General features: G+C 71.2%; 27 protein-coding genes. 10 read left to right on the top strand and 17 right to left on the bottom strand.

What is annotated here, in order from left to right; genetic code table 11:
* Positions 1-19: 19 nt before the first annotated feature.
* Entirely contained in the window at positions 20-937 is a 918-nt protein-coding gene (locus ABT061_RS24445) for an oxygenase MpaB family protein (RefSeq protein ID WP_350921838.1), read from the top strand.
* Positions 938-952: 15 nt separating this feature from the next.
* Here the strand turns inward: ABT061_RS24445 and ABT061_RS24440 are convergent, their stop codons facing one another.
* From ABT061_RS24440 to ABT061_RS24430, 3 genes are all read right to left on the bottom strand, one after another.
* Positions 953-1,861 carry a RecB family exonuclease gene (locus ABT061_RS24440; RefSeq protein ID WP_350921835.1) on the bottom strand — a complete coding sequence of 303 codons (909 nt, stop codon included), beginning with the start codon at positions 1,859-1,861 and terminating at the stop codon, positions 953-955.
* Between the two features lie 6 nt (positions 1,862-1,867).
* Positions 1,868-2,581, bottom strand: coding sequence for an MBL fold metallo-hydrolase (locus tag ABT061_RS24435; RefSeq protein WP_350921833.1), 714 nt, complete (start codon positions 2,579-2,581; stop codon positions 1,868-1,870).
* Between the two features lie 76 nt (positions 2,582-2,657).
* A complete protein-coding gene (locus ABT061_RS24430) occupies positions 2,658-3,299 on the bottom strand; it encodes a DUF6758 family protein (protein WP_350921831.1) in 642 nt (213 codons plus the stop codon).
* A gap of 74 nt (positions 3,300-3,373) precedes the next feature.
* Between ABT061_RS24430 and ABT061_RS24425 the strand changes: the two genes are divergently transcribed.
* Entirely contained in the window at positions 3,374-3,772 is a 399-nt protein-coding gene (locus ABT061_RS24425) for an NUDIX hydrolase (RefSeq protein ID WP_350921828.1), read from the top strand.
* Positions 3,773-3,789: 17 nt separating this feature from the next.
* On the opposite strand, the gene ABT061_RS24420 is transcribed toward ABT061_RS24425, so the two are convergent.
* Entirely contained in the window at positions 3,790-6,966 is a 3,177-nt protein-coding gene (locus ABT061_RS24420; protein WP_350921826.1) for a WD40/YVTN/BNR-like repeat-containing protein, read from the bottom strand.
* Positions 6,967-7,400: 434 nt separating this feature from the next.
* Entirely contained in the window at positions 7,401-8,342 is a 942-nt protein-coding gene (locus tag ABT061_RS24415; RefSeq protein WP_350921824.1) for an HpcH/HpaI aldolase/citrate lyase family protein, read from the bottom strand.
* 159 nt (positions 8,343-8,501) lie between these two features.
* Between ABT061_RS24415 and ABT061_RS24410 the strand changes: the two genes are divergently transcribed.
* The gene (locus ABT061_RS24410; protein WP_350921821.1) at positions 8,502-9,077 is read left to right on the top strand and encodes a biotin transporter BioY; all 576 of its coding nucleotides are present in this window, start codon (positions 8,502-8,504) and stop codon (positions 9,075-9,077) included.
* Positions 9,078-9,137: 60 nt separating this feature from the next.
* Complete coding sequence (locus tag ABT061_RS24405) at positions 9,138-9,503, top strand: hypothetical protein (protein ID WP_350921819.1); 366 nt, start codon at positions 9,138-9,140, stop codon at positions 9,501-9,503.
* On the opposite strand, the gene ABT061_RS24400 is transcribed toward ABT061_RS24405, so the two are convergent.
* Positions 9,478-10,422: an EamA family transporter gene (locus ABT061_RS24400; protein WP_350921817.1), complete on the bottom strand. Its 945-nt coding sequence runs from the start codon at positions 10,420-10,422 to the stop codon at positions 9,478-9,480. The two genes, ABT061_RS24405 and ABT061_RS24400, sit on opposite strands and share 26 nt — an antisense overlap.
* 139 nt (positions 10,423-10,561) lie before the next feature.
* On the opposite strand from ABT061_RS24400, the gene ABT061_RS24395 reads away from it, so the two are divergent.
* Together ABT061_RS24395 and ABT061_RS24390 are read left to right on the top strand one after the other, a co-directional pair.
* Positions 10,562-11,791, top strand: a complete 1,230-nt coding sequence (locus tag ABT061_RS24395) for a magnesium transporter MgtE N-terminal domain-containing protein (protein ID WP_350921814.1) — start codon at positions 10,562-10,564, stop codon at positions 11,789-11,791.
* Positions 11,784-12,263 (top strand): DUF1003 domain-containing protein, encoded by a 480-nt coding sequence (locus ABT061_RS24390; protein ID WP_350921812.1) that lies wholly within the window; start codon positions 11,784-11,786, stop codon positions 12,261-12,263. The genes ABT061_RS24395 and ABT061_RS24390 overlap by 8 nt, the downstream gene beginning before the upstream one ends.
* Positions 12,264-12,319: 56 nt before the next feature.
* Here the strand turns inward: ABT061_RS24390 and ABT061_RS24385 are convergent, their stop codons facing one another.
* Together ABT061_RS24385 and ABT061_RS24380 are read right to left on the bottom strand one after the other, a co-directional pair.
* A complete protein-coding gene (locus tag ABT061_RS24385) occupies positions 12,320-14,239 on the bottom strand; it encodes a Xaa-Pro dipeptidyl-peptidase (protein WP_350921809.1) in 1,920 nt (639 codons plus the stop codon).
* A gap of 211 nt (positions 14,240-14,450) precedes the next feature.
* Positions 14,451-14,930 (bottom strand): MarR family winged helix-turn-helix transcriptional regulator, encoded by a 480-nt coding sequence (locus ABT061_RS24380; RefSeq protein ID WP_350921807.1) that lies wholly within the window; start codon positions 14,928-14,930, stop codon positions 14,451-14,453.
* Positions 14,931-15,200: 270 nt separating this feature from the next.
* Here ABT061_RS24380 and ABT061_RS24375 point away from each other — a divergent pair, with 270 nt between their 5' ends.
* Positions 15,201-16,343: an Mrp/NBP35 family ATP-binding protein gene (locus tag ABT061_RS24375; RefSeq protein ID WP_350921805.1), complete on the top strand. Its 1,143-nt coding sequence runs from the start codon at positions 15,201-15,203 to the stop codon at positions 16,341-16,343.
* Between the two features lie 74 nt (positions 16,344-16,417).
* Here the strand turns inward: ABT061_RS24375 and ABT061_RS24370 are convergent, their stop codons facing one another.
* The 5 genes from ABT061_RS24370 to sigE all read right to left on the bottom strand — a co-directional run bounded on the left by ABT061_RS24370 (position 16,418) and on the right by sigE (position 20,841).
* Positions 16,418-16,768, bottom strand: coding sequence for a sec-independent translocase (locus ABT061_RS24370; protein WP_350921802.1), 351 nt, complete (start codon positions 16,766-16,768; stop codon positions 16,418-16,420).
* Positions 16,769-16,873: 105 nt separating this feature from the next.
* Positions 16,874-18,496: a S1C family serine protease gene (locus ABT061_RS24365; RefSeq protein WP_350921800.1), complete on the bottom strand. Its 1,623-nt coding sequence runs from the start codon at positions 18,494-18,496 to the stop codon at positions 16,874-16,876.
* A 95-nt stretch (positions 18,497-18,591) separates the two neighbouring features.
* The gene (locus ABT061_RS24360) at positions 18,592-19,590 is read right to left on the bottom strand and encodes a sigma-E factor regulatory protein RseB domain-containing protein (protein ID WP_350922030.1); all 999 of its coding nucleotides are present in this window, start codon (positions 19,588-19,590) and stop codon (positions 18,592-18,594) included.
* 35 nt (positions 19,591-19,625) lie between these two features.
* Complete coding sequence (locus ABT061_RS24355) at positions 19,626-20,156, bottom strand: anti-sigma factor family protein (protein WP_350921798.1); 531 nt, start codon at positions 20,154-20,156, stop codon at positions 19,626-19,628.
* 52 nt (positions 20,157-20,208) lie between these two features.
* A complete protein-coding gene (gene sigE, locus ABT061_RS24350; protein ID WP_350921795.1) occupies positions 20,209-20,841 on the bottom strand; it encodes an RNA polymerase sigma factor SigE in 633 nt (210 codons plus the stop codon).
* A gap of 171 nt (positions 20,842-21,012) precedes the next feature.
* Here sigE and ABT061_RS24345 point away from each other — a divergent pair, with 171 nt between their 5' ends.
* A complete protein-coding gene (locus tag ABT061_RS24345; RefSeq protein WP_350921793.1) occupies positions 21,013-21,663 on the top strand; it encodes an O-methyltransferase in 651 nt (216 codons plus the stop codon).
* A gap of 66 nt (positions 21,664-21,729) precedes the next feature.
* Here the strand turns inward: ABT061_RS24345 and ABT061_RS24340 are convergent, their stop codons facing one another.
* Complete coding sequence (locus ABT061_RS24340; RefSeq protein ID WP_350921791.1) at positions 21,730-23,184, bottom strand: leucyl aminopeptidase family protein; 1,455 nt, start codon at positions 23,182-23,184, stop codon at positions 21,730-21,732.
* A gap of 193 nt (positions 23,185-23,377) precedes the next feature.
* Complete coding sequence (locus tag ABT061_RS24335) at positions 23,378-23,545, bottom strand: DUF3117 domain-containing protein (protein WP_084195322.1); 168 nt, start codon at positions 23,543-23,545, stop codon at positions 23,378-23,380.
* 189 nt (positions 23,546-23,734) lie between these two features.
* Here ABT061_RS24335 and ABT061_RS24330 point away from each other — a divergent pair, with 189 nt between their 5' ends.
* Together ABT061_RS24330 and ABT061_RS24325 are read left to right on the top strand one after the other, a co-directional pair.
* The gene (locus ABT061_RS24330; protein WP_350921788.1) at positions 23,735-24,517 is read left to right on the top strand and encodes a PaaX family transcriptional regulator; all 783 of its coding nucleotides are present in this window, start codon (positions 23,735-23,737) and stop codon (positions 24,515-24,517) included.
* A gap of 33 nt (positions 24,518-24,550) precedes the next feature.
* Positions 24,551-25,333, top strand: a complete 783-nt coding sequence (locus tag ABT061_RS24325; RefSeq protein ID WP_350921786.1) for an enoyl-CoA hydratase-related protein — start codon at positions 24,551-24,553, stop codon at positions 25,331-25,333.
* 100 nt (positions 25,334-25,433) lie between these two features.
* Here the strand turns inward: ABT061_RS24325 and ABT061_RS24320 are convergent, their stop codons facing one another.
* Both ABT061_RS24320 and ABT061_RS24315 read right to left on the bottom strand, forming a co-directional pair.
* The gene (locus tag ABT061_RS24320) at positions 25,434-26,012 is read right to left on the bottom strand and encodes a DNA-3-methyladenine glycosylase I (RefSeq protein ID WP_350921783.1); all 579 of its coding nucleotides are present in this window, start codon (positions 26,010-26,012) and stop codon (positions 25,434-25,436) included.
* Positions 26,009-26,776 carry a hypothetical protein gene (locus tag ABT061_RS24315; protein ID WP_350921781.1) on the bottom strand — a complete coding sequence of 256 codons (768 nt, stop codon included), beginning with the start codon at positions 26,774-26,776 and terminating at the stop codon, positions 26,009-26,011. Before ABT061_RS24315 ends, ABT061_RS24320 begins: the two co-directional genes overlap by 4 nt.
* Positions 26,777-26,786: the final 10 nt, after the last annotated feature.

The following is a 26,786-nucleotide window of genomic DNA, read 5'->3' as shown; positions in this document are numbered from 1 at the left end:
ATGTAATGATTTACTTACTATGGCGAGCATCGAAGACATCGTCGTCCAGCCTCCGCACACCGCGACCTGGCTGGTGCACATCGACCGCTCCATGTGGGTCGGCGGGGTCCGCGGCCTCATGCTCCAGGCCCTGCATCCCCTCGCTATGCGCGGCGTCTGGCAGAACTCCAACTTCCAGCAGGACCCGTTCGGGAGGCTCCGCCGCACGGCGGACTTCGTGGGCAGGGTCACCTTCGGCAGCCCCGCGGAGGCCGACGAGATCGGCCGCCGCGTCCGGGGAATCCACCGGCGGCTCCGCATCAACGACCCCGACACCGGCCGTACCCACCGGGTGGACGACCCGGAGCTGCTGCTCTGGGTGCACTGCGCGGAGGTCTCCTCCTACCTGACCGTGGCACGCCGGGCGGGCCTGGGGCTCAGCGACCGCCAGGCCGACCGCTACCTGGCCGAGCAGCGCCGCAGCGCCACCTACGTCGGCCTGCACGCCGAGGACGTGCCCGGCTCCCTGGCGGAGCTGGAGGGCTACCTCGCCTCGGTCCGCCCGGCGCTGAGGGTCACCCCCGAGGCCGCCTCCACCGTGCGCTTCCTGCTCTGGCCGCGACTGCCCGCCGAGCTACGTGCCCTCACCCCCGGCAAACCCGCCTACTTCCCCTTCGGCGCGCTCTGCTACTACTCGCTGCCCGACTGGGCCAGACAGATGTACGGCGTGCTGCCCGAGGTGCCGCCCAGCATGGTGACAGCGGCGCTGAGGGCGTTCCGGCTGACCATGAACTCGCTTCCCGAACACGTCCACGACCGGGCGTTCACCCCCGGCACCCGCGAAATGCTCGGGGCCTCCCGCGAGCGGCTCGGCGCCGCGGGTTACGACCTGAGCAAGGGGCTCAGGGGGCTGACCGACCCGCGCCGCTGGCCGGACCGGCTGCCCCGCACCGCCTGACGACGCGCCGCGCGGTCAGTCCGCAAGGGCGTCCCACGGCTCGCGGTCGCCGCTCGCGGCCTGGCCCTCGGGGCAGTGGCGGCGAAAGTCGCACCACGAGCACAGCGGGCCCGTACGGGGCGGGAAGGAGGCCTCGACCTCGGGCGGCACCGGAGGCGGGGTCCGGCCGGTGCCCCTGGTCCGTGACGCGGCCGAGCCGGTCCTGCCGGGGCGGGTGGCCGACCATGCCCGGTAACGCTCGTCGGCCTCGGAGGCCTCGACGGCGATCTCCTCGGCTCGGCCAAGGTGCCGGGCCAGCGACTCGTCGGTGTGCTCCCACTCCACGACGGAGGCGGTCGGCAGGTGATGGAGCTCGACCCGGTGGCAGGGGCGGTGCATCATCGCCGAGGAGGCGATGGCGTAGACCGCCAGTGCGAGCGAGGAACGGGCGTCGTCGGTGGTCAGCGGACGCCGGCCGGTCTTGTAGTCGACCACGACCAGCTCCTCGCCGCGCCGGTCGAGCCGGTCCACCCGGCCGGAGAGGGCCACGACGGAGGTGCGCGTGGCGACGGTGCGCTCGACACCGACCGGCTCCGCGGCGGGGTCGAGGCCCGCCACGTACCCGCGGACCATCTCCCCGGCCCGGTCACGCCAGGCGGCCGACTGCTCCGCGTCGCGGAACCCCTCGCTGATCCATCCCCTGGTGAGCAGGGTGACGGCGACCTCGGGCGTACGCCGCTCGTACGGCTCGCGCCACCAGGCGGCCAGGGCGTTGTGCACGCTGACGCCCACGCTGTTGTGCGCCCACGGCGGGCCCTTCTGCGGCGCGGGCCGATCCAGGTAGGTGAACCGGTAGCGCCGGGGGCAGTCCAGCCAGCTGTTCAGCCGCGACGGCGTGCAGGCATACAGCCGCCGCGGCATGCCCTCCAGGGGAAGCTGGTCCATCGAGGGCTATTCGTCCCGGAGGTTCAGCCGGATCCCCGCCGCGCGCGTGCCGTCGGTCAGCGGTCCCTCCTCCTGCTCCTGCGCCCCTCGGGTCAGCGAGCCGGAGAGCCAGGCGTCGAACTGAGGCTCCAGGTCGCCGATCGTGCTCTCCTCGCCGTGCGCGGGCAGCACCCGGGTGGCGTGGGGCAGGGTGAACAGCCGTCCGCCGATGGCGGTCAGCTGGTCGGCCAGGGCGGGATACTCACCGCCGACCCTGCCGGGGCCGTCGGCCTGGAGGGTCTTGCCGGTGAAGACCGCCTCCAGGGCCTCGCAGTAAAGCGAGACGCCACCGTGGGAGATGCCCGGAGTGGACATGACCTCCAGCTGGACACCGCCGACCTCGAACAGGCCCTCGTCCTCCATGTCGATGTCCGGCCAGGTGTCCGGCCAGGTCAGTCGCCACAGCGGCCTGTCCTTGGGGTGGAGGGCGATCACCGCCTCGTCTCTGGCCGCGACCTCGATGGCCGCGCCCACGTGGTCGGGCAGGCCGTGGGTGCAGATGATCGCCAGCACCTCCCGCTCGCCGACCTTCTCCAGGATCGCCTCCGCGTCGCGCGCGGGGTCGATGACGATGACATCCTCGTCGTCACCCAGGATCCACGTGTTGTTCTCGACCTTGTGCTCGACGCCGTCGACATCAACGACGCCCTCGGTCACCACTCGCTCGATACGCGCTGTCACGCTTCCGAACTTTACTGCCTCTCCCCACCCTCCGGTCCGGACGGAACGGTCAAAGGTTCGAATGCCGGGCGGGCGGTCAGGGGGCCGGGGCCTCCAGGCGCGGGGAGAACGCCCCGAAGGGCAGGTCGAGAGTCTGGTCGTGGTCGCGCAGATCGCGCAGGGACAGCTCGGCCAGGGTCATCAGGTAACCGGCCTCGGCGGGCCACACGACCGCCCAGAGCCAGTTCCCCAGTGCCTCGCCCACGTAGACGGCCCGGTCACAGGCGGCGGTGACGCACCACAGGGCGGCCGGATGGCCCTTGACATCGATCTTGGCGTGCGGCGGGCCCTGGTCGAAGCCGGTGCCGGGATCGGTGCTCTCCAACCCGGCGAACGCCGCGCCGAGCCCGACCCCGGGCTCCTCTGCGATGAGCAGCAGATCGGCGGGCCCGTAGGTCAGCGAAGGTCCGGAGACCGCGACCACCGTGGCCCGTACGCCGCTGCGCTCGTCACCCACGTGGGCGAACCCGGTGACCAGCCACCCCGTGGGCAGCGGCCACGGGACCCAGACGGGGACGCGGGAGATACGGGTGATGGCCTCCACCGCGGCGGCGGAGGGAGGTATGGGTGGCTGGAACGGCAGCACATCACCGTGGGGACCGCATCTCCAGGAGCTTGACCAAGCACTCGGCGGACGTAGCGGGCCGAAACAGCGTGGGCATGTAGGGGCGGCTTTCACGCCTACCCACGCTGCTTCTTCGACGGCCCATCCGTCAAGAGGCCTGGTCGTTATCACGCCGTAATGTTGTTCACGTGCGCGTAAATTGTGTGGGGGCGATCATCCTCGACGGCTCGGGGCGGATGCTTCTGGTCCGTCGCGGCAGGCCACCCGGGATGGGGCTGTGGTCCGTCCCCGGCGGCCGGGTCGAGCCGGGCGAGTCCGACCCCGAGGCGGTCATCAGAGAGGTTCTGGAGGAGACCGGCCTGACCGTCGTCCCCGGGCGCCTGGCGGGAACCGTCGACCGCCCAGGCCCCGGCGGTGCCCGCTACGAGATCCGCGACTACCTGGCCGAGGTCTCCGGCGGCACGCTCTCCGCCGGGGACGACGCCGCGGACGTCCGCTGGGTCACCCGCGCGGAGCTACAGCGGCTCCCGCTCACCCCCGGCCTGCTGGACGCGCTGGTCGAGTGGGCGGTCATCGCGCGGGAGTGAGCGGCGCGAGGTCCACCTCACCGTGTCGAGGTGAGCTTGGAGCGCCACAGGGTGAGGTGGTCCGCGCTGTAGGTGGTGGAGCGGCCCAGAGCCACGACCTGGCCGCCCAGGACCGCCACCGCGCCGAGCCACTGGGCTCCGTCGCCGTCCAGCCTGCCCTGGCTGGGGGTGTGGAGCTGCCAGTTCAGCCCGTCCTCCGAGGTCCAGGCCGCGCTGTCGCCCTCGCCTGGAACCCCGTACCAGCCCACGGCCACCACGCCCTCCGGCGTCGCGGCGAGATCCTGCACGGCGGACGCGGTGTCCCCGGGGAGCCAGGAGAACTCCCAGCTCGTCCCGTTGTCCGCGGACACCGCGCCGAAGGCCTTCTGGCCGTCCTCCGTCCTGGCCGTGCCGGCCGCGACGATGTCCCCGCCGTACAGGACCACGTGCCGCAGCCCCGCCGACGTCGCCCCCGGGGGCAGGACCGGCTTGCGCGCGCTCCAGTTGACCCCGTCGGCCGACACCCAGACCACGCCGGTCTCGCGCTCGGCGGTGCCGGAGCCGCCGACGGCCACGTATCCGGACGAGGTCGCCGAGACGTCGTGCAGCCGCACGCCCGTACCGCCCGCGGGAAGCCTGGCCGCCCTGGAGTAGCGCTTGAGGTCGGCGGAGAACCACAGGACGGGCACGGTGGCGGCGGGGCCGCGGTCCTCACCCGCCATGACGTAACCGGAAGGGCCCGCCGCCACCGCGTGCGGAGCGAGGAAGTCGTGGTCGCCCGCCGGGGCGAGGGGGCCCAGCACCGGAACCCTGCGCCAGTTCTCACCGTCGGAGGAGGTGAGCAGCAGCGGCTCGGTGGAGGAGGCGTCGGTCATCGTGCTGCCCGCGGCCAGCCAGCCCCGCCTGCCGTGCGCGACGTCGGCGAGCGCCTGCCGCCTCGGGCCGCCGAGGAGCTGCGCCGGGCCGCCCGCCTTCCAGCTCTCGCCGTTCGTGCTGGTCCAGATCCCGGCATCGCCTGAGACGGCGCCCACCGCGACGAATTTGCCGTCGCCCGCGGCCACCCTGGCCGTCTCGCGGGCGGCTCTGGCCAGGCCCTCGATACCCCCAAGGGAGACCGGCCTCGGTTCTCCGCCCTTGGGCGCGGTGATGAGCACCACCCTGTTGTCCACGTCGGCGGCGCGCTCGTCGCCGCCGACGACGAGGGTGCCGGTGTCGGACAGGGCGAGCGCCCGCAGCGAGCCCGGTACCTCACCGAGGTCTGTGGTCTTGCTCCAGTCCCGGCCGTCGGAGCTGGTGTGGACCGTGTAGCGCTCGAAGCCGGATTCGACGACCGCGGCCACCCCCGCCGCGGAGGAGGCCAGCCGCCTGACGCCGGAACCGTCGGACCCCAGGCCGGTGATGGTCCCGCAGGCCTTCCAGTCGGCGCCCTCAGGCGAGCAGTAGACGCGGACCTCGCCCTTGTCGCTGCGCTGCTGGGTCGGTACGAGGACGAACCCCCCGCCGGCCACGGCCAGCGCGCCCGGTTCGGGGATGACGTCATTGAGCGCGGTGCCGGTCCGCTGCCAGCTCCCGCCTCCGTCGGCCGAACGCAGGATGACCGAGGTGGACTGCCCCTGGGCCGGGTCCGCCAGCGCGACCACGGCGTTCCCCCTGGCGACGACCGCCTTGATGCCCCGCACCTTGTCCGGCATGCCGATCTCCCGGGTCGCCACCCGTTTCCAGGCGCGCCCGTCGGGAGAGACCCAGGCGACGGCCCCGGTGGTGCCGTCGTCCAGCACGGCCGCGCCGACCGCGACGAAGCCCGAGTCGGTCCTGGCCAGGTCCATGATCTTGTCCCCGCGCGCGAAGGCGTCCAGCTCGGCGGGGTCGACGGCGGTCCAGCTGTAGCCGTCGGAGCTGGTCCACAGGCCGTGCCCCGAGCCGAGGGGGTCGTTGCCCGCCGCCAGCCAGCGACCGTCACCGCCCGCCACCCGGCCCACCGTGGTCGGACCCGTCTCGTACCCCACCGGGCCGACCATCCTGCCCAGCTGCCAGGTCGTGCCGCCGTCGGGAGAGACCAGGAACAGCGGTCTGGGTACCGGGCTGGTGGTGTCGCTGCCGACCGCGACCATGACGGAGCCCACCGAGGCCACCGCGTTGAGAACCTGGTTGGAGCCGTTGCCGCCGACACCGGCCCGCGGCACGAAGTTCTCGTCGCCCGAGCCCACCTCGTCGCCGACCAGCCGGAGACCGGTGGCGAACGGGCTGCTCACCCAGCCCCACAGGGCCAGGCCGCCACCGACCGCCACGGTGAGGACCATGACCATCAGGAACGGGATCACCAGGCCCCTGCCACGCCGGCGCCTGGTCGGGCTGGACCGGCGTACCGCGGAGGGCGCGGCGGCCGAGCGGTGATGCCGCCCGCCGTTGGGGCCCCGCCTGCCGGGCGGGCCCTCCGCGACGAGCAGGTCGGGCCTGGCGGGTCTGCCACCGGGCGGGCGTCCCACCCGGCGTACGGGCTCGAAATCGTCCTCGACGGGCGTGCCGGGCCCCTCAGTCTCGGGCCCCGGCTCCGATTCGGGGGTCGGCCCGGGTATCGAGCCGGGTTCCGGAGTGGGCGCCGGTTCCGGCGTCGCCGGAATGCTCGGTCCCATCCTGATCCGGTCCTCGGGCGCGGGAGGCGGGGGCTGTGGGGGCTGCGGGGGCGCTGTCCGCTCGTCCTTGCCCCGCTCGCGGGCCGGCCCCGAGGCGACCAGGAGATCGGGCCGGTCCGCTCTCCTCCTGCCCCTGCGCTCGGGCGTCGGCCCCGAGGCGACCAGGAGGTCAGGGCGGTCCACCAGGCGCGGGCGCCCTCGCTCCGGTACGGCGTGGCGGCCCTGCCCCGTACCCCGTTCCTCCACGGGCTCCTCGGCGAGGTGATCGGTGGCGGGGTGGTCGGGGGTGGGGTGGTCGGGGGTGGGGTGGTCGGGGGTGGGGGGTTCCGCCGGGGACGACTGCCCGGCGGGCTGGGGGGTGGGGGCGTAGGGCTGGGCGTACGGACGGCGCCGCTCGCCGCCGAGTCCTTCCGGGCGGGCCCGGGGCGGCTCGCCGTCGTCCGGGGTCGGCGCCGCGAACGGCGGGAGCATCCACGGGGAGGCCATGGAGAGCCCGCGCGCGTCGTCGCCGGAGGGACCCGGCGGGGAGTGCTGGATCGTCGGCGGGGACGCGTGTGGCTCCTGGGACCCGCCTGCACGCATGGCATCGTCGTGAACGCCGCCGTCATCCGCCGGCCACTCTCGCGAGCGCGGGTCGTGGGGGCCCGAGGCCACGCTCAGCACCTCCTCGCAGGAAGCCCGTTTCAGCCCGGAGTCAGCACCCCGGACCGTTCCAGTCGTCTCCGTAACGGTAGGCCGCAACCCCTACGGATGCGGCAAATCGCACGCGACCCTACTACTACCCCGTTCTCCGGAAACGATCACCTCCCGCGGCCGACCGGCCGCACCTCTGCCGTACACAGTCAAGAGCAACACGTCCCGGCCGCGATGACGAGACCTCTCTAGTCAGATTTATCAGCCGGGCGCCCGGATTATCATGATTTGTCTATAAAAATCCTGAAACACACCAGCCCGACGAGACCCGTGAAACCCCCGGCTCACCTCATGTCAACCGCCGACATGTGACCCCCGCGGTGTCAGGCCGTGGGCGGTGTGAAGGCCGTGGTCCGTGCGAGACCGGCGGCCCTGCCCTTCGCCACCACCACCAGCGCCATCTTTCTGGACGCCTCGTCGATCATCTCGTCGCCGAGCATGACCGCGCCGCGCCTCTCGACCGTCGTGTAGTACTCGTATGCGTCGAGGATCAGCTCGGCGTGGTCGTAGTCCTCCTGCGACGGCGAGAACACCTCGTTCGCGGCCTCGATCTGGGTCGGGTGGAGCACCCACTTCCCGTCGAGCCCCAGCGCCGCGGCCCGGCCCGCCACCCGGCGGAAGCCGTCCAGGTCCTTGATCGCCAGGTAGGGGCCGTCGATGGCCTGCAGGCCGTGCGTCCGGGCGGCCATCAGGATGCGCATCAGGATGTAGTGGTAGGCGTCGCCCTCGGTGTAGCCGGGCGGCTGCTCACCGACCACCAGGGTCCGCATGTTGATCGAGGCCATGAAGTCGGCCGGGCCGAAGACGAGCGTCTCCAGGCGCCGGGACGCGCCGCCGATGGCGTCCACGTTCACCAGGCCCTTGGCGCTCTCGATCTGGGCCTCGATGCCGATCCTGCCGACGGTGAGGCCGTTCGCCTTCTCGATCTGGGTGAGCAGCGTGTCGAGCCACATCACCTGGGCCGCGTCCTCCACCTTGGGCAGCATCAGGCAGTCGACGAACTCCCCCGCGCCCTCCACGACCTCGATGACGTCGCGGTAGGTCCACTGGGTGCCGAGGTCGTTGACCCTGACGACCCTCGTCCTGCCCGACCAGTCGCCCTCGCGCAACGCCGCCACGATGTTCTTGCGCGCCCCCTCCTTGGCGAGGGGCGCGACGGAGTCCTCCAGATCGAGGAAGACCTCGTCGGCCGGGAGCCCCTGGGCCTTCTCCAGGAATCGGGGGTTGCTGCCGGGCACCGCGAGACATGAACGCCGAGAACGCATGGGCACACGCTAGCGCTCGCGGGAAAGCAGACCGGCGGCCGGGCGGCGCTATGGCGTCCGGACAAAGACCTCCCCCTGTTCTTGGCGGCGATCTCGCAGGGCTTTTGCCGGAGATCTCACAAGAATGAGCGTCAAGAACCTGCAAAGGAGACACGCACCATGGCAAACGCTTCCTCGGTGACCAGGCCCGCCGTACTGTCCGACCTCATCCCGGGCTCCCGTACCCGCGACGTCGCGCTGGTGGTCGGCGGCGCCGCCCTGACGGGCCTGGCGGCGCAGCTCAGCCTCCCGCTGCCCGGCTCGCCCGTCCCGGTCACCGGCCAGACCTTCGCGGTCGTGCTGGTCGGCGCGGCCCTCGGCATGAACCGCGCGGCGCTGAGCATGGCGCTCTACCTGCTGGCCGGTCTCGCGGGCGTGCCGTGGTTCGCCGGCGGCACCTCCGGCTTCGGCGGCGCGTCCTTCGGGTACGTCATCGGCTTCATCGCCGCCGCGGCCGTGGTCGGCAAGCTCGCCGAGCGCGGCGGCGACCGCACCGTCCCGCGCACCGTCGGCACGATGATCCTGGGCAACCTGGTCATCTACGCCTTCGGCCTGCCGGTCCTCATCGCCGTCGCCCAGACCGACCTCGCCACCGGCCTCGCGGTGGGCGTGCTGCCCTTCCTGCTCGGCGACGCCCTCAAGATCGCCATCGCGGCCGGGCTGCTCCCGGCCGCCTGGAAGCTCTCCCGGCGCTGACCTCACGGCGCGTACGGCCTGTACCACCCCAAGGGGAGGAACAGGCCGTACATTCGTCTCATGGGTGTGATCGAGGAGGGCGCCAAGAAGTCGAGCGTCCTGTGGCTGTCGCTGGACCGGCCCCGGCTGGCCTGGCACACCTGGTACGACGGTGCGATCTACTTGGTCACCGGCGGGGGCGAGCAACCGCTGCCGGGGCTGGCCGAGGCCGATGAGGTCCGGGTGACGCTGCGCAGCAAGGACAACGGCGGGCGCCTGGTGGCCTTCGACGCCCGCGTGGAGGTGATGGACCAGACGCAGGCCGCCGACGCGGTGGCCGCGCTCGCCAAGGAACGGCTCAACGCCCCCGACGGCGCGAGGCTGGTGGAGCGCTGGGCAACCGGCTCCCAGGTGATACGGCTCACCCCACCCGAGCCGGTTCCCTGACCTCCGAGGCGGGGGCGGGCAGCATGGCGGTGGCCCGCTGGGCCAGGTAGGCGCCGATCAGGACGATCACGCCACCCGCGACCTGGAAGGGTCCGAGCGCCTCGCCCAGCAGGATCCAGGCGACCACCGCCCCGGCGATGACCTCCAGCGAGGCGACGGTGGAACCGACGGCGGCCGACAGGCGGCGGATGGCGAGAACGCCGAAGATGTAGGCGATGACCGTGGCGACCACGATCAGGAAGACCAGCGCCACGGCAGTCGGCAGCGGGTAGCCACCCGGCGGGGTGACCACCGTGCCGAGCGCCGCCCAGGGAATGTCCCAGGGACGAGAGATCGGGATGAGCGCCACGGCGGCGCCGAACAGCCCCCAGGCGACCAGCCCGAGCGGATCGATCTCGTCGCCGAAGCTGTCGTTGAGCAGGAAGTATCCGGCGCAGCACGCCGTCGCCGCGAAGGCGATGAGCAGGCCCAGCGGGTCGAGGGCGAGTCCCGCCCAGATCTCCACCACGACGGCGAGCCCGACCACCGCGACGGCGGCACCGGCGAAGGCCACCCGGGGCAGCCGTACCCGCCGGACGAACCGTACCCAGAGCACCACCAGCACCGGCGAGGTGTACTCGATCAGCAGGGTGACGCCGACCGGCAGCCGGGTCAGTGCCAGGAAGAAGAGCCCCTGCACCCCGGCGACCGCGACCACCGCGTACACCCCGAGGAACGGCAGCCTTGAGCGAGGGATGCGCAGGGCCGAGGGCTTGGCGAGCGCGAGGACGGCGACGAGCAGCAGCCCGGCACCCGCCATCCGTACCCAGACCGCCTCCAGCGGGGCCAGCCCGGCCGCGCCCACGTATTTGGCCATGGAACCCGAGAAGGCGAAACACAGGGCCGACGCGAGTGCGATCAGCAGTCCTGCACGTCTCATGAAACACCATTCCCGTAATTACCGTTGTGCGCCTTTGATGCTGTCATGTCGGGATACCGGCCAGCAAATCGATTCCGGCATGTGAGCCGGGGAGCGTGGCAGCAGCGGGTAGGCCCGAGACGCGGCCTACGCTTCAAATGTGAGGATCTTCATCGCGCGTCTCGCCGGTACCCCGGTCTTCGACCCCGCCGGGGACCAGATCGGCCGGGTCCGTGATGTGGTGGTGGCCATCGCCGGCAGCGCGCCGCCGCATGTGCACGGGCTGGTCGTCGAGGTGCAGCCCCGGCGCCGGGTCTTCCTGCCGATCACCCGGATCCGGTCCGCCCAGACGGGTTCCGTGGTCTTCAGCGGCCAGCTCAACATGCGCAGGTTCGAGCAGCGGGCGACCGAGACCCTGGCCGTCGCCGAGCTGCTCGACCTCGGTGTGGAGGTCGACGGCGAGCGGATGACGGTCCTGGACCTGGCCATGGAGCGGACCAGGCGCGCCGAGTGGCTGGTCACCAAGGTGGCGGTGGTCCCGAGCACGCCCGGCATGGGGCTGCGCCGGCGCGGCGCGACCAGGGTCGTCGACTGGGCCGAGGTGCACGGCTTCGGCGCCGTCCAGAAGGACCAGGGCGCCGCCAACCTGCTGGTCGCCTTCGAGTCGATGCGCGCCGCCGACCTGGCGGGGGCACTGCACGAGTTGCCGGACAAGCGGCGGGTCGAGGTGGCGGCGGCCCTTGACGACGTACGGCTCGCCGACGTGCTGGAGGAGCTCCCCGAACGGGATCAGATCAGCATTCTGAGCAGGCTCTCCCCCGACCGGGCCGCGGACGTGCTGGAGGAAATGGACCCCGACGACGCGGCCGACCTGCTGCAGGACCTCCCCGCCGAGCAGGCCGAGGCGCTGATGGCGCTGATGGCGCCCGAGGAGGCCGCGCCGATCAGGCGGCTGCTGATCTACCCGGAGAACACCGCGGGCGGGATGATGACGAGCGAGCCGGTGGTCCTGCCGCCGAACGCGACGGTCGCCGAGGCGCTGGCCAACATCCGCCAGCGCGAACTCACTCCCGCGGTGGCCGCGCAGGTCTACGTGGCCAGGCCGCCCATCGAGACGCCCACCGGCCGCTTCCTCGGCCTGGCCCACTTCCAGCGGCTGCTGCGCGAGCCGCCGTCCACACTGCTCGGCAGCATTCTGGACACCTCCCTCGACCCGATCAGGCCGGAGTTCACCCTGAACCAGGTGACCTTCTACCTGGCCACCTACAACCTGGTGGCGGCTCCCGTGGTGAACGAGGCCGGGCGCCTGGTCGGGGCCGTCACGGTGGACGACGTGCTCGACCACCTGCTGCCCGAGGACTGGCGCGAGCAGGAGGACAGGCATGGCTGACCGCCTCGACCAGCCCAGACAGCCCGGCCTGCGGCTCCGTCCGCACTACGACCCCGAGGCGTTCGGGCGGCTCTCCGAACAGATCGCCCGCTTCCTCGGCACCGCGAGGTTCCTGGTCTACATGACGGTCTTCGTCACCGTCTGGGGCCTGTGGAATGCCTTCGGCCCCCCGCCGCTGCGGTTCGACCCCTACCCGTTCATCTTCCTGACGCTGATCCTGTCCCTGCAGGCCTCGTACGCGGCGCCGCTGATCCTGCTCGCCCAGAACCGGCAGGCCGACCGTGACCGGGTCCAGAACGAGCACGACCGCAGGGCCGCGGAACGGAACCAGGCCGATCTGGAGTACCTCACCCGGGAGGTCGCCGCCCTGCGCATGGCGGTCGGCGAGGTGGCCACCCGCGACTACATCCGCTCGGAACTGCAGCGCCTCCAGGAGGATCTCCAGGAGCCGCGAACGTCCACGGAGGCGTGAAAGGCGGGTCGCGCGCCGGGTGCCCCCGGCGCGCGACCCGCGCGAACCTCAGCGGTCTAGAAGAACTGGTTCTCCGGCACCGGCAGGTCCAGTCGCGCCGGGCCCTGCCACCTGGCCGTGTCCTTCGGCACGTCGGCGCTGCCGAGGGTGCTGATCGCCAGCGGGATCACGACCTTGCTCCCCGCCAGGTCGACGGTGACGTTCGCGCCGGTGGCCCGCTCGGCGCTGTAGGTCGAGTCGGTGCCGGCGATCACGAGGGCCAGCCTGTGCCCCTTCTTGAAGACGTACTCCTGCGGCAGCGTCTCCCAGCTGACCTTGCCGTACGTGCCCGGGGACAGTGGCGAGGGCTCGCTGAGCGAGTCGCGGTTCTGCACGTCGATCCAGCCACGGGCGACGATCTCCAGGGGCCGGGTGGCCCGGTTGGTGACGACCTGCCGGTAACAGGCGTCGTCGGAGGCCGTGCTCTCGCCGTGGCAACTCTCCTCGGCGACCGTGGTGATGCCCTGGCCCCGCCGCCAGTCGATCCGGGTGTCCTCGCCGAAGTCGACGAGGAGCGCGGTCAGGTTCGAGGTGGGCCTGTCGAGCGCGACGCGCAGGTCCACCACGGGTGTGCCGGACAGCCGCAGGTCCAGCGGCAGCTCGCCGGTGGTGAAGGCCACCCGCCCCGGCTTGATGGTGCCGACGTCGGCCACCATCGCGTCCTCGGACTGGCGGATGTCGGTGAACGTAGCGGTCTGCCCCTTCCTGGCCGGTACGAGGCCGAACGAGCCGTCGGCCGCGGGGCGGAAGGGGACCTTCAGGGAGAGCGGGGCGGGCCAGTCGCGCTGGGTGATCCAGCGGTCGAGGCTGGTCTGCACGTCGGCGCGGGGCTCTCGCATGATGCCGTTCTGCACGCCGAGCAGCCAGTAGTCGAACCAGCGGTGCAGCGTGTCGACCCAGAGGTCACGACGGCCCTCGAAGTCGAAGGGGTCGACGTGCTGGTACTGCCCGACCCAGATCTTGCGGGGCACGTTCCGGCCGGCCAGCGCCTGCCACCACTTGGAGAAGTTGTCGGGCCTGACGTTGAGGTCGTTGACCGTGTGCACGGCGAAGACGCTGGCGCGCACCTTGGAGACGTCGGCCATCGAGCCCGCGATGTAGTCGCGCTCGGCCCAGAAGCCGTTGTAGTCGCCGGTGTCGTCGCCGTCCTCGGCGTCCAGCCGCGCCCGCACCGCGGCGCACTTGGCCTCGGAGTCGGTGTCGACGTAGTTCCCCAGCCACGACATGTAGTCGTAGTTGTAGATCACCCCGTTGGAGCGCTGGTATTTGTACCAGGAGCTGATCGCCGAGATCGGGACGATGGTCTCCAGCCCCTGCACGCCGGTCGCCGCCACGGCGTTGGCCAGCGTGCCGTCGTACGACTTGCCGATCATCGCGGCCTTGCCGGTGGTCCAGTCCGCGACCGCGGGCGTGCCGTCGGGGCGGTAGGCGGTGGCGCGGCCGTTCAGCCAGTCGATCACGGCCTTGCCGCCCAGCACGTCGGCCTGCCCGCCGACGTCGGGACAGCCGTCGGACCTGGTGGTGCCGATCATGTCGACATTGAGGACGGCGTAACCGCGCGGTACGAAGTAGTTGTCGTAGAACAGCGGGAATTTCACTACGTTCCCGGCGGCGTCATAGACCTTCCGCTCGGCCTCGTTACCCCGGCCGGAGTTGTCGTAGTACGGACTCTCATCGATGATCACCGGCACCTTGAGCCCGGGACCCGATTCCTTCGGCCTGATGATGTCGACACGGACCCGGTCCGGCCTCCCATCGGAGTCGCTGTCGACACCCGACTCGACGTAGACGTGCTCGCGGACGGCGTCGGCGTAGGAGAAGACCGGTTGGGACCGTCCCCGCTCGATGGTGAGGGATGGCTGGGTGGCCGCGTGGGCTGGGGTGACGCCCGCCGCGAGAACCGCGAGGACGACAAGGGCTGCCCGTAACTTCGGCAAGCGGAGCCTCCAGAACAACTAGGGAAACATCCGCAATATCAATCTTTGTCCGTATAGTCCGCAAGATCCTTTATGTGTTCGACATCACCCTGGAGCTGGTATGTGACATGACGCTCGACAATCCTGTCCGGCCACCGGTCAGGACGGCCCGGCGCGAGCCCGGGCAAGCGGGAGCAGGGGTACGACCGCGGCGGCCACCCCCTGCGGGGCCTCAGCAGGGTTCGGTGCCGGAGGCGGGCAGGAGCTTGTTCAGCATGACCGCGCACTGACGCAGCTCGTCGGCGTCGAGCATGTCCAGGAACTGGGCGCGGACGCCGCGCAGGTAGGTGGGACCGGCCTCGGCCAGCCGCGCCGCGCCCGCGTCGGTGAGCACCGCGAACAGGCCGCGCGCGTCACTGGTGCACGCCTCGCGCTCGACCAGGCCGTCCCGCTGGAGGCGGTCGACGAGCCGGGTCAGGCCACTGCGCGAGAGCAGCACCCGGTCCGCCAGGTCGTTCATCCTCAGCCGCCGCTCGGGCGCCTCGAAGAGTTGCAGGAGGACCTCGTAGGAGGCCAGGGGCAGATCATGCTCGATCAGCAGGTCGGCCTCCAGCACCCGGGCGATGCGGACCTGGGCTCGTTGGAGCATGCGCCAGAGCGTCAGCTCCTCCGAGCTGAAGCTCTCCATGGACTCGCCCGCCGTGAGGGTCACACAGTAACCTTAGAACGTTGCACGCGCATCTACACAGCGAATTGTCCGAATCCGGCGACCAGAACCGGGGCCGGAATTCCTGCCGACGTTCCGGGGTTCATACCATTGGACTTCCGACGCCGACCGTTCCCTGACGGGATCGGGCCTCTCGCCAAGCCATACGAGCGCCACGACGGGCAGTTCCTGCCCTTGAGACGCCTCATCGATAACAGACAAGGAGGGACGGCATCCTCCGTCGCCCCAGTGTGACGCCGTGTTGCCGACACTTCGATGGCACCTACCCCGGAACTGGTGATGGCCGCCCTCGCGACCGTCAACGACCCTGAGATCCGTCGGCCGATCACCGAGCTCGAAATGGTCAAGAGCGTCGACATCTCCCCCGAGGGGGCGGTACGTGTCGCGATCTTCCTCACGGTGTCCGGCTGTCCCATGAAGGACACCATCACCCGAGACGTCACCGCCGCGGTCTCCAAGATCGACGGAGTGACCGGCGTCTCCGTCGAGATGGACGTCATGAGCCCCGAGCAGCGCAAGGCGCTGCAGACCAAGCTGCGCGGCAACAAGGGTCCCGAGAAGGAGATCCCCTTCGCCCAGCCCGGCTCGCTGACCCGTGTCTTCGCCGTCGCCTCCGGCAAGGGCGGTGTCGGCAAGTCGTCGGTCACCGTCAACCTGGCCGCCGCGATGGCCGCGAGCGGTCTCAAGGTCGGCGTCGTCGACGCCGACATCTACGGCCACAGCATCCCTCGCATGCTCGGCACCTCCGAGCGTCCCACCAAGGTCGAGGACATGATCATGCCGCCGGTGGCGCATGACATCAAGGTCATCTCGGTCGGCATGTTCAAGCCGGAGGGCAACACCCCCGTCGTGTGGCGCGGTCCCATGCTCGACCGGGCCCTGCACCAGTTCCTCGCCGACGTCTACTGGGGCGACCTGGACGTGCTGCTGATGGACCTGCCCCCGGGCACCGGTGACATCGCGATCTCCGTGGCGCAGCGGATGCCCTCGGCGGAGCTCCTGGTGGTGACCACCCCGCAGCAGGCCGCCGCCGAGGTCGCCGAGCGGGCGGGATCGATCGCCGTCCAGACCCACCAGCAGATCGCCGGCGTCATCGAGAACATGTCATGGCTGCCCTGCCCGCACTGCGACGAGCGGGTCTCGGTCTTCGGCGAGGGCGGTGGCCAGACCGTGGCCGACGCGCTCACCCGCACCCTCGGCGCCCGCGTGCCGCTCCTCGGCCAGGTGCCGATCGACATGCGCCTGCGCGAGGGCGGCGACGAGGGCAAGCCGCTCGTACTGACCGACCCGGACGCCCCGGCCGCGGCCGAGCTGATCCGCGTCGCCGGTTCCCTCAGCAAGAAGTCGACCAGCCTCAAGGGCCTCCAGCTCGGCATCTCGCCCACCCGGCGCGGCTGACGGCACCCGCTCCGACACGACGACGGCGGCGCCCCCTGCGGGAGGGGCGCCGCCGTCGGCCGTCCGGGAGGGACTCAGGTCGCCTCGGAGTCGTACGGAGGGATCTCGCCGTAGCCCAGCTCGCCGCCCGCCGGGTAGGCGGGGGCGGGTTCGGCGGTGGCCGGGGTGGACTTCCAGTCGTCCTCAAGGTCGGCGGTGAGGTGCTTGCGGACGAAGTTCTTCGGGTTCAAGTCGGCCGGGTCGAAGTCGGCGAACTCCGGCCCCAGCCCGGTCCGCAGGTCGTCTCTCGCGTTGTTGGCCATCCGGCGCAGGTTGCGCAACGTCTTGCCCGCCTGGGCAGCGGCCTGGGGCAGTTTCTCCGGGCCGAAGACGAGGAGGGCGATGACCACCAGCGCCACGATCTCAGGCCAGCCGAGTCCGAACACGGTGATCTCCTACCGAAAGAATGCCGTGGGCACCTCTCCGGCTACACACCGGAGAGGTTCCAGACTAATACCGCCAAGGGTAAGCACGCGCCCCTGCCGGGCGACTCAGGAAGGCTCGGGTGCGGGCTGGTCCGGCGCGGTGCCGACGATCACGGTCGCGGTGTTCTCCTGGCCGCCGCGCTGGTACTTGACCGAGAGCTTCTCACCGGGAGCCCTGTTGCGGACCAGCGCGATCAACTCGTTGCCGTCCTGCAGCACGATGCCGTCGACCTCCAGGATGACGTCGCCCGGCTTGAGGCCCGCCTGGGCGGCGGGGCCGTTCGGCTCGATCGGCTGGGAACCCTGCCTGGCCTCGGTCGCGATACGCACTCCGACACCCTGGTAGGTCGGGTCGATGGCGACACCGATCCGCGACTTCTTGGCCTTGCCCGTGGTGATCAGCTCCTGGGCGACGCGGCGGGCGTGGTTCACCGGGATGGCGAAACCGAGGCCGATGCTGCCGCTCTGGCTGCCGACCGACCTGCCGAGAGTGGCGATCGCCGAGTTGACGCCGATCACCTCGCCGTTGCCGTTGACCAGCGGCCCCCCGGAGTTGCCCGGGTTGATGGCCGCGTCGGTCTGGACCGCGCTGAGCCAGGTGGTCTCGGAGTTGTTCTCCTCACCCGCCTGAACGGGACGATTGAGCGAGCTGACGATGCCGGAGGTGACGGTTCCGGTCAGGCCCAGCGGGGAGCCGATGGCGATGACCGGGTCGCCCACGACCACGTTGTCGGAGTTGCCGAGGGTGATCTCCGGGGCGCCGAAGGTCTCCGCCGGCTTGACCACTGCCAGGTCGGACTCGGGGTCGCGGCCGACGACGACGGCGGAGGTGGACTTGCGGTTGTTGAACTGGATCTGGATCCGGCCGCTGGGATCGGCTCCGGCGACCACGTGGTTGTTGGTCACCACGTAGCCGCCCTTGATCAGGAAGCCGGAACCGGTGTTGGAACTCGTCCCGCCCTCGACCGCCAGCGAGACCACGCTGGGCAGCACCTTCGAGGCCACACCCGCCACCGAATCCGGGGGACGGGCGTTGGAACCGGTCGGCGCGTTCCCCAGGCTGTAGGAGGGGTCGCGCCCCGAGCCGGTCGGCTTGGTGAGGAGATAGGTGCCGACGCTGCCGAGCAGCGAGGCGAGCAACGCGATCACCACGGCGAGGACGACCAGCGTGGCCGTACGCGGCCCGCGCTGAATCACCGCGGGCGCCAGGCCGCCGAAGCTCCCTGGCAGCCCCGGGCTGCCGGGAGGCGGCGCCCAGCCGGGACCCATGCCGAACGCCTGGGTGGGCGGCGGGGGCGGAGCCGGGTGGGCGGCGAAGACCGCCGTGTCGTACCTGAGCCGGCCGGAGGGGTCGCCCCAGCTCTCCGGCGCGTGGCCCTGTCCCTGGACGCCCTCGCCCGCCGACGCCTCCCCGTCGTCGTGACGGAGCAACTCGGGCTGCCCCTGCGGCCCACCCCACCGGCCGCGGCCTGGCGGGGCGCCCAACTGGCTCCAGCCGTCGTCTCCCGGCTGCTCGGCCTGGGGCGGCGCGCCCTCTCCGGCGGGCAGGAACTCGGGGCGCGAGAACTCGGGGCCGGAGGAGTCGGCGTGGCGGGACTCCGGAGCGCCGTGACCACCGTCGGTGAAGTCCGACGGCGTACGCCCCGCAGCATCGTGCGCCCCGTGGCCGGTACGGGCCTCGTCGGTCATCGAATACTCACTACTCCTTGCCTCGCAGATGCCCACTCACCGGGTCAACCCGGCAATCTTCCCCCGAGCGGCATACGAGATGTGTAAAACACACGTCATCCGAAGGGATTGACCCACGAGAGCAGGCGACTCGCACCTCGGCCGAGCCTCGTCCAGAGATCCGGAACATGCTCGTGCGGTAGGGCCGCGACAACCGCGTCGACCATGTCGGCCGGCGCGTCCGCGAAGACTGTATAGACATGCCCCCCACTCGCCCAGATCATCTCCTGCCCAACCGGGCCTCGAATCCAGATCGTATGCCCGCTGCGCCGCTCCGCATGCCAACCCCGGAGATGATCCTCATCAAGCACTCCGGGTTGCACAAAAACCGACACAACCGACAACCCATCCGAATATCCCAGATACAAGTATCCAGCGGGGGCGCTTCGCACGGCGAACAGCTCCAGGCGGCCCGGCAGGGCACGGGGAATACGCCAGCCCGCGGCCAGCAGGCGGGGCATCTCCACGAGATCGAGGCCCCCGGTGGCCAGCGGCACCGTGGGCACCACCCCCTTGGTCACCGGGTCGAGGGTCAGATCGACGAAGGCTCCGACGCTGACGACCCGGCCCCTCGCGTCCATGAGTTCGCGGCGCAGCACCGGCCCGGCGGCCTTGTCGATCCAGTAGCGGGCGGCGACCGTGCCGTCCGCGCGCAGGATGTCCACGAGGCGGGCGGGGCGCCCGCAGGCGTGCCCCTCCCCGGCGGCCACGACCCGGTAGTTCCGGGCCAGCACCTCGAGCATCGCTTCCGACGGGCTGGACATGCCCCCGGCGGGGGTGCCTGGATCGACGCTCTGCACGGAGCCCGCGGGCTCGGTACGCACCGTCATCCCCTTCCCGGGGACGTTGTGCACCTCCAGCACCGCCGAGGTGGAGCCGGAGGCGCCCCAGACCGTGACGTACTGGGTGCCTGCGTATCCGCGGGCCCTGCCCGCGACCGCCGCCTCACGGAGCAGGCGCAGGCCGGTGTCCTCGTTCTCCGCCTCGTCCGGCGGTATGGCGTGCGAGGTCCTGACCGCGTGTGCCGTACCGCCCGTCACCAGCCCCAGCAACATGACAGCCACCAGGATGATCGTGGCGGGCAGCCGGATCACGGAGTGGGCGAGAAGGTGGGCGTCGCCGATCCGCCGTAGGGTGCCGTGTTCCTGTGCTGGTTGGCGAACATGTCGACCGGCGGTACGACACGCGGGTTGGGATCGGCCCCGCCTACCACGAACAGTGTGCCGATCGCCACGGCCGCCGAGGCGACACCCACCGCGACGTAACCCGCTCTCCGGGTGCGGCGAGGTCCTTGGGCCCGGCCCCTGGGGCGGTTGTCGGGGGGAGCGACGCTGTACATGCTCGGAATGGGCGCTCCGCCGAAGGTGCGCGAGGCCGGAAAGGGGCGCTCACGCGGGGGCAACGGGCCGCCGGGCTCCGCCATCCGCAGCAGGGACATCGTCAGGTCGGTCGGCATCGCGGGCCCGTCGAGGGACCGCAACCGGCTCTTCAGCGCTCGCACGGCGTCGACCTCGGCCCGGCAGTCGGCGCAGAAGGCCAGATGCGACAGGGCCCGGTCACGCTCGTGGTGGTTCAGCTCACCGTCTACCAGTGCGGAAACACGCTCTCCTAGATGACTCATGCGCACTCCTTGCCAAGTGGCTCGTCGTGACATTCGTCATGACTGTGATTTCTCATGCGAATTCCTCCCCGTGTGTAACGCTCGGGGGGAATGGATCGTTCCGCGGCGCGCGATGCTCGAGCGCCTCACGCAACTGCGCCCGCCCACGGTGGATCCGGCTCCGGACCGTGCCGAGCTTCACACCCAGCGTCGCCGCGATCTCCTCGTAGGACAGCCCCTCGATGTCACACAGAACGACGGCCGCGCGGAACTCGGGCGCGAGGGCGTCGAGTGCCGCCTGGATGTCGGGCTCCAGATGGGTGTCGTCGTACACCTGTGCGGGAGAAGGCTCGCGCCCGCGCAGCCGCTCGGCGGCGTCGTCGGCGAGCCCCTCGAACCTGATGCGCTGCTTGCGCCGCGCCATGTCGAGGAACAGGTTGGTGGTGATGCGGTGTAGCCAGCCCTCGAAAGTGCCCGGCGTGTAGTTCGACAACGACCTGAAGACCCGGACGAAGACCTCCTGTGTGAGATCTTCCGCATCGTGCACGTTGCCGGTCAGCCGATAGGCCAGCCGGTACACTCGCGCCGAGTGCGCCCGGACCACCTCCTCCCAGGTAGGAGGCGTCCAATCAGACACGGGAGCTTCTGCCTGGTGGTCAGGCTCGTCCACCAGTACTCCTCTCTCCGGGACCACCGCTATCGCCATAGTGCCTGGTTTCGTCCCTTCGTGCGCACTGACTACCTTCAGGACCGGCAAAGGCCGCTTAAACCGTGCAACGCACCGGGGACGACATGAGTTCCCGATCGGGCCTGCCTCCCTTAGGCTGCGACCCAGCGCCTATATGACTGTGTACGGAGAAAGCGGGAGGAGAGGCCGATGGCAGAGACGCCGACAAGTCCGTTGGAGGCCACTCTGGCCTATGCCGATGAGTTCCACAGGGAGGACGACATCCTGCTGGCCGCGCGCATGCGCGGCGCCGAGGTGGGAGCGCCCCCGATCCTGCCCGGCGGCGGCGCCGCTCTCTGCTTCCTCGCCACCGCCATCAACGCCCGTGCCGTCGTGGAGATCGGCACCGGCTGCGGGGTGTCAGGCCTGTGGCTGCTCCGCGGCATGCGCCAGGACGGCACGCTCACCAGCGTGGACGTGGAACCGGAGCACCAGCGACTGGCCAGGCAGAGCTTCGCCCAGGCCGGATTCTCCGGGGGCCGGACCCGTCTGATCACCGGCCGCGCCCTCGACGTGCTCCCCCGGCTGTCCGACGGCGGCTACGACCTGGTCTTCTGCGACGGCGCCATGCACGAGTACGCCGACTACCTGGCCGAGTCCGTCCGGCTGCTCCGGGTCGGCGGCATCGTCGTCTTCGACAACGCCCTCTGGGGCAACCGGGTGGCCGACCCCGTGCAGCGGGACCCCGACACGGTCTCCATCAGGGAGCTGGGCAAGCTCGTCCGCTCCGACGAGCGGCTCCGCCCGCTGATGATGCCTCTCGGAGACGGCATCCTGGCGGCCGTCAAGCTCTCCGACTGACGGCGGCCACCCGACCGGGGGCGGGACGGTGACACCGTCGGTGACACCGTCCCGCCCGCCGCGCGATCACCGCTCCTGGAGCCCCGCCAGCCATTCGAGCAGCAGGCGCACGCCGTATCCGGTGGCTCCCTTGCTGAACAGGCCCTCGTCCGCGCCGCTACGGCCGACGCCGGCGATGTCCAGGTGTGCCCAGGGCCGCCCGCCGGTGAACTCGCGCAGGAACAGCGCCGCGGTGACGGAACCCGCGCCGTAGGTCGATCCGGCCTCGATGTTGGTCAGGTCGGCCACCGACGAGTCGAGCGCGGGAAGGTAGTCCTCGATCAGCGGCATCCGCCAGAGCCGCTCCCCACTGACCTCCCCCGCCTCGACCAGCGCGCCTGCCAGCGCGTCCTCGGAGGCGAAGACCGCGCCGAGACTCTTGCTCAGGGCCACGCTGATCGCCCCGGTCAGCGTGGCGATGTCCACCATGACGTCCGGGTCCAGCTCCGCGTCGGCGTAGGCCAGCGCGTCGGCCAGCACCAGGCGGCCCTCGGCGTCGGTGTTGAGCACCTCCACGGTCCGGCCGCCGTACTGCGTGATCACGTCCGAGGGGCGCTGGGCCGAACCGGAGAAGGAGTTCTCGGCGGCGGCGATCAGGCCGGTGACCCGGATCGGCACGCCGAGCGAGGCCAGCGCGCCCAGGACCGCGATGACCACCGCTCCGCCGGCCATGTCGGTCTTCATGAACACCATGCCGGCGGTCGGCTTGAGCGACAGGCCGCCGGTGTCGTACGTGATGCCCTTGCCGACCAGGACCACGTGGCGCGTCGCGCCCTCGGGCCGGTAGGAGAGCTGGATCAGCCGGGGCGGGTTCACCGACCCCTTCCCGACGGCGAGGATGCCGCCGAACCCGCCGGAGCGCAGCTCCCGCTCGTCCCACACCCGCACGGCGACGCCCTGCTCGGCGGCGCGCTCGGCGAGCCAGGCCGGTGACTTCACCGAGGACGGGGTGTTGGTCAGGTCCCTGGCGAGCGCGACGGCCCCGGCGATCACCTCCGCGCCGGCGACCTCCGCCTCGACCCCGTCTCCGACGAACTCGAGCGTCGTCACGGGGGACTTCGCCTCGCCGACCCTGAAGGTGTACGTGGCCAGCAGCGCGCCCTCCACGAAGGCGGCCACCGGCCCGCCGGGCAGCACGATCCTGATGGCGTCCTTGCCCTTACCGCGCCGCGCCACCGCCGCGCCGGCCTTGCGCAGGGCCGTCGCCGAGCCGTCGCCGACTCCGTAGAGGAGCACCCGGCCCACGGCGTCGCCGTTCGCGACGGGAACCTCGACGATCTCACCCGCCTCGCCCTTGGCCTGGTAGTGGGCGAGCAACGCCGCCACGGGCACCGGCAGCTCGATCTCGGGTGCGAGATCCTCGGCGAAGGGAACGGCGAGCAACTCGGCGTCGCCGAAGGACTCGGTCTCGGCGTCCTCCCCGGCGGACAGCCCCTGGGCATAGGGCACGCGGGGCAGGAGCAGATAGGGGGAGATGGGCATGGGTGACTCCAGTCGTCAGGCCCGGCAGGAGAGAAACGCCGGGGAGAACACCGCGGCCCTGGCGCGAGCCGCCGCGAGGCGGTCCGACGGCCAGGGCCGTGTTCATCGTCGGTCGCGCGGGCCATCACAGGTGTCATGCTCCCCGAGCAAGCTCAAATAGGGCCCGGCTCCGCCACTCTGTCTTAGATCGGTATCAACCGACGATTTTCTTCAGTTCCTCACCAAGGGCGCTTGCCTCGTCCGCGGAGAGCTCAACGACGAGACGGCCGCCACCCTCCAGAGGAACCCGCATGACGATCCCCCTGCCTTCCTTGACGACCTCCAGCGGACCATCACCGGTCCTCGGCTTCATAGCCGCCATGCGTGTATCCCTTCCTGCTTCGGGCTCCGGATCTCCGACTGACCCGAGGGTGGCCGACGCATTCACGTCTTCTGTGATGTCCTATTATCCCGCCTCCGCACGGAGAATGGGAACGATCAGTCTCAGCGTCGGCTCATCCGGCGATCAAGACCGTTGTCCGAGACCCCCCGGACGGCCAAACTTGTCCTCGTGAACGCCCGCGCCGCGCTCTTCGATCTGTACGGGGATCACCTCAGATCCCGAGGCGGCCGCGCGTCCGTGGCCGCCCTCGTCCGCCTGCTCGCCTCGCTGGACATCGCCGCTCCGGCCGTGCGCACCGCCATCTCGCGGATGGTACGGCAAGGCTGGCTGGCGCCCGCCCGGCTGCCCGGAGGCCCCGGCTACGAGGTCACCCCCAAGTGCGTGCACCGTCTCGACGAGGCCGCGTTGAGAATTTACCGAGTTGGGACGATCACCTGGAACGGCCGGTGGCACATCCTGGTGCTGGAGCCCGTGCGCGAGCGGTCCAGAAGGGAGCGCCTCCGGGCCGAGCTGTCCTTCATCGGGTACGCGCCCCTGTCCGAGACCACCTGGATCGGCCCCCGCCCCTCCCCCGAGCTGGAGACGATCCTCAGCGGCGAGGGCGTCGGCGCCGAGCGGTTCGACGCGATGCTCGACGGCGACCCCGCGGCACTGGCCGCCAGGACATGGGACCTGGACGGCATCGGTGCCGCCTACCGGAGCTGGCTGGCCCAGGCGATGGACCTGGTCGGCGAGCTGCCCGGCGACGCGAGCGACGCCCGGGTGTTCGCCGTCCGCAGCAGGCTGCTGCACGGCTGGCGCAACTTCCTGTTCCGCGACCCCGGGCTCCCGACCGAGCTCCTGCCACGAGGCTGGCCGGGGGAGCAGGCCAGAATCTACTTCGAACACGAGGCCGGACGGCTGCTCCCAGCCGCCGCCGCCTTCGTCGACCGCCACCTCGGCGAGCCGTAGCACGCGGAGCCGGGAAGCCTGAAGGAGCCCTTGTTGAACGACGTTCTCTATTCCGTCGATGACGCCGTCGCCACCATCGTCATCAACCGGCCGGAGGCGATGAACTCGCTGACCTCCCGGGCGAAGACCGCCCTGCTTGAGGCGGTGACCGCGGCGTCGCGGGAGCGCGCCGTGCGGGCGGTGCTGCTGACCGGGACGGGGCGGGCGTTCTGTGCCGGCCAGGACCTGAGCGAGCACGCCGCGAACCTGGAGGCCGGGCGGGGCCTGGACGACACGCTACGTACCCAGTACAACCCGATCGTCCGCACCATCACCGAGATGGACAAGCCGGTCGTCGCGGCGGTGAACGGCGTCGCCGCGGGCGCGGGCGCCGCGCTGGCCTTCGCCTGCGACCTGCGAATCGCCTCGGAGAAGGCCAGGTTCGCGATGGCCTTCTCCGGCATCGCCCTGGCCCCGGACTCGGGCGCCTCCTGGACCCTGCAGCGCCTGGTCGGCGCGGGCCGCGCGGCGGAGCTGCTACTGCTCGGCGAGCCCGTCGGCTCGGCCCGCGCGCTCGAACTCGGGATCGTCTCCCAGGTCGTCCCCGCCGACGAGCTGGACATCGCGGCCCGCGCGCTGGCCGTACGGCTGGCACAGGGGCCCACGAGCGCCTACGCGGCCACCAAGCGCGCCCTGCGGTTCGCCTCGGCCGGTTCGCTGGCCGAGGCCCTGGAGCTGGAGGCCGACCTCCAGGACGCCTGCGCCAAGACCGACGACCACCTGAACGCGACCCGCGCCTTCCTCGCCAAGGAGCGCCCGGTCTTCCAGGGCCGCTGACGTCCCCTGGCCGGTCTCGGGGGATCCCGCGAAACCACCGCGTACGGGCCGGCGGGGCCCGGCCGCGCGGAGCTTCCCCTCGCCCGCGAGGGGAAGGCCGTCAGGCCCGGCGTGTCCAGCAGTCGGCCAGGTGGTCGTTGACGAGGCCGATGGCCTGCATCAGCGCGTAGGCGGTGGTCGGGCCGACGAAACGGAAACCGTGTGACTTGAGCTCCTTGGCCAGCGCCTTGGAACCGGGGGTCTGGGCGGGCAGGTCCGCCGGGGTCTTCGGAACCGGCGAGCCGGGGTCCGCGTGACTCCAGACGAGATCGGACAGGCCGATGCCGAGCGCGGCCCTCGCGTTGGCGATCGTCGCCTCGATCTTGGCCCGGTTCCTGACGATGCCCACGTCGCCGAGCAGGCGTTCGACGTCCTGCTCGCCGAAGGCGGCCACGGCCGGAATGGAGAACCCCTCGAAGGCGGCGCGGAAGTTCTCCCGCTTGCGCAGGATGGTGATCCAGGACAGGCCGGACTGGAACGCCTCCAGCGTGATCCGCTCGAACACCCGGTCGTCGCCGGTGACCGGGCGGCCCCACTCCTCGTCGTGGTAGGCGATGTAGTCGGGGGCCGCGCTCACCCACCCACAGCGCACGAGCTCCACGGATGCCGCGGGCACGACGGGTCGCGAGGTCTCGGTCAACGGGACTCCTCCTTGTCGTCCTTCTCCGGCCGCTCACCGAGGTGGACGCCGACGGTACCGGAGGACGGCTCCGGCGAGGCCCCGGAAGGGGACGGGGAGTCCGGCACCTGGGACGGCTCGGACGGCGAGGAGACCCGCGACACGCCGGGCGGCTTCTCCACCACGGAAATCTCATCCGCCTCGGGGAGTCCATCGGCCCCCTCCGGCCCGTGCTCGACCCGTGGAACGGCCGGTGACCCGCCGGAATCCCCTCCGTCCGGCACGAGGTCCACCACGGGGTCCAGCACGGGCTCGGTCGCGTCGGGGAGCCGGTGCGGCGCCTCGCGCTCGGTGAGTGAAACGGCGGACGACCCGCCGGACCGCTCCTTGCCCGCCGCGGACCTGCCGTGGCCGGAGAGCTCGTACGGCGCCTCAAGCTCGCGCAGGGTGGCGGGCAGGTCGCCCTTGAGCTCGTGGCGGGCCTGGAGCCTGCCGGCGAGCAGCTCGGCCACCCGCTGCTCCAGCACGGCGATCCTGGTGTCGCGCTCGCTCAGGGCTCCGGCGACCCGGTTCAGCGCCTCGTCCACGCTCTGGGTGTGATAGCCGACGAGGCTCACCGGGAGCTGGAGCGCCATGAAGTCGACGGCACCGAGCTGGCCGCCCTTGGGCAGGTCCAGCGGAGGCACGTCGGGAGCGAACTCGCTCAGCTCACCCCCCCGCCCCATGGCGACCACCGTGACACTGGCGATGACGGCTACGGCAGCGAGGGCTAATACGACCAGCACATACGAATCG

Origin of the sequence: Streptosporangium sp. NPDC002544, assembly GCF_040295965.1 — a bacterium.
Taxonomy (GTDB): domain Bacteria; phylum Actinomycetota; class Actinomycetes; order Streptosporangiales; family Streptosporangiaceae; genus Streptosporangium.
The sequence above is the reverse complement of the archived record's forward strand: the minus strand, read 5'-3'. Positions and strand labels throughout refer to the sequence as shown.

Bases quoted from the DNA above. Each gene is read 5' to 3' on its own strand.
- ABT061_RS24445 (WP_350921838.1), top strand. From the start codon at position 20: ATGGCGAGCATCGAAGACATCGTCGTCCAGCCTCCGCACACCGCGACC.
- ABT061_RS24440 (WP_350921835.1), bottom strand. From the start codon at position 1,861: ATGGACCAGCTTCCCCTGGAGGGCATGCCGCGGCGGCTGTATGCCTGC.
- ABT061_RS24420 (WP_350921826.1), bottom strand. From the start codon at position 6,966: ATGCGTGCAGGCGGGTCCCAGGAGCCACACGCGTCCCCGCCGACGATC.
- ABT061_RS24415 (WP_350921824.1), bottom strand. From the start codon at position 8,342: ATGCGTTCTCGGCGTTCATGTCTCGCGGTGCCCGGCAGCAACCCCCGA.
- ABT061_RS24410 (WP_350921821.1), top strand. From the start codon at position 8,502: ATGGCAAACGCTTCCTCGGTGACCAGGCCCGCCGTACTGTCCGACCTC.
- ABT061_RS24405 (WP_350921819.1), top strand. From the start codon at position 9,138: ATGGGTGTGATCGAGGAGGGCGCCAAGAAGTCGAGCGTCCTGTGGCTG.
- ABT061_RS24400 (WP_350921817.1), bottom strand. From the start codon at position 10,422: ATGAGACGTGCAGGACTGCTGATCGCACTCGCGTCGGCCCTGTGTTTC.
- ABT061_RS24390 (WP_350921812.1), top strand. From the start codon at position 11,784: ATGGCTGACCGCCTCGACCAGCCCAGACAGCCCGGCCTGCGGCTCCGT.
- ABT061_RS24375 (WP_350921805.1), top strand. From the start codon at position 15,201: ATGGCACCTACCCCGGAACTGGTGATGGCCGCCCTCGCGACCGTCAAC.
- ABT061_RS24365 (WP_350921800.1), bottom strand. From the start codon at position 18,496: ATGACCGACGAGGCCCGTACCGGCCACGGGGCGCACGATGCTGCGGGG.
- ABT061_RS24360 (WP_350922030.1), bottom strand. From the start codon at position 19,590: ATGTTGCTGGGGCTGGTGACGGGCGGTACGGCACACGCGGTCAGGACC.
- ABT061_RS24355 (WP_350921798.1), bottom strand. From the start codon at position 20,156: ATGAGTCATCTAGGAGAGCGTGTTTCCGCACTGGTAGACGGTGAGCTG.
- sigE (WP_350921795.1), bottom strand. From the start codon at position 20,841: ATGGCGATAGCGGTGGTCCCGGAGAGAGGAGTACTGGTGGACGAGCCT.
- ABT061_RS24345 (WP_350921793.1), top strand. From the start codon at position 21,013: ATGGCAGAGACGCCGACAAGTCCGTTGGAGGCCACTCTGGCCTATGCC.
- ABT061_RS24340 (WP_350921791.1), bottom strand. From the start codon at position 23,184: ATGCCCATCTCCCCCTATCTGCTCCTGCCCCGCGTGCCCTATGCCCAG.
- ABT061_RS24335 (WP_084195322.1), bottom strand. From the start codon at position 23,545: ATGGCGGCTATGAAGCCGAGGACCGGTGATGGTCCGCTGGAGGTCGTC.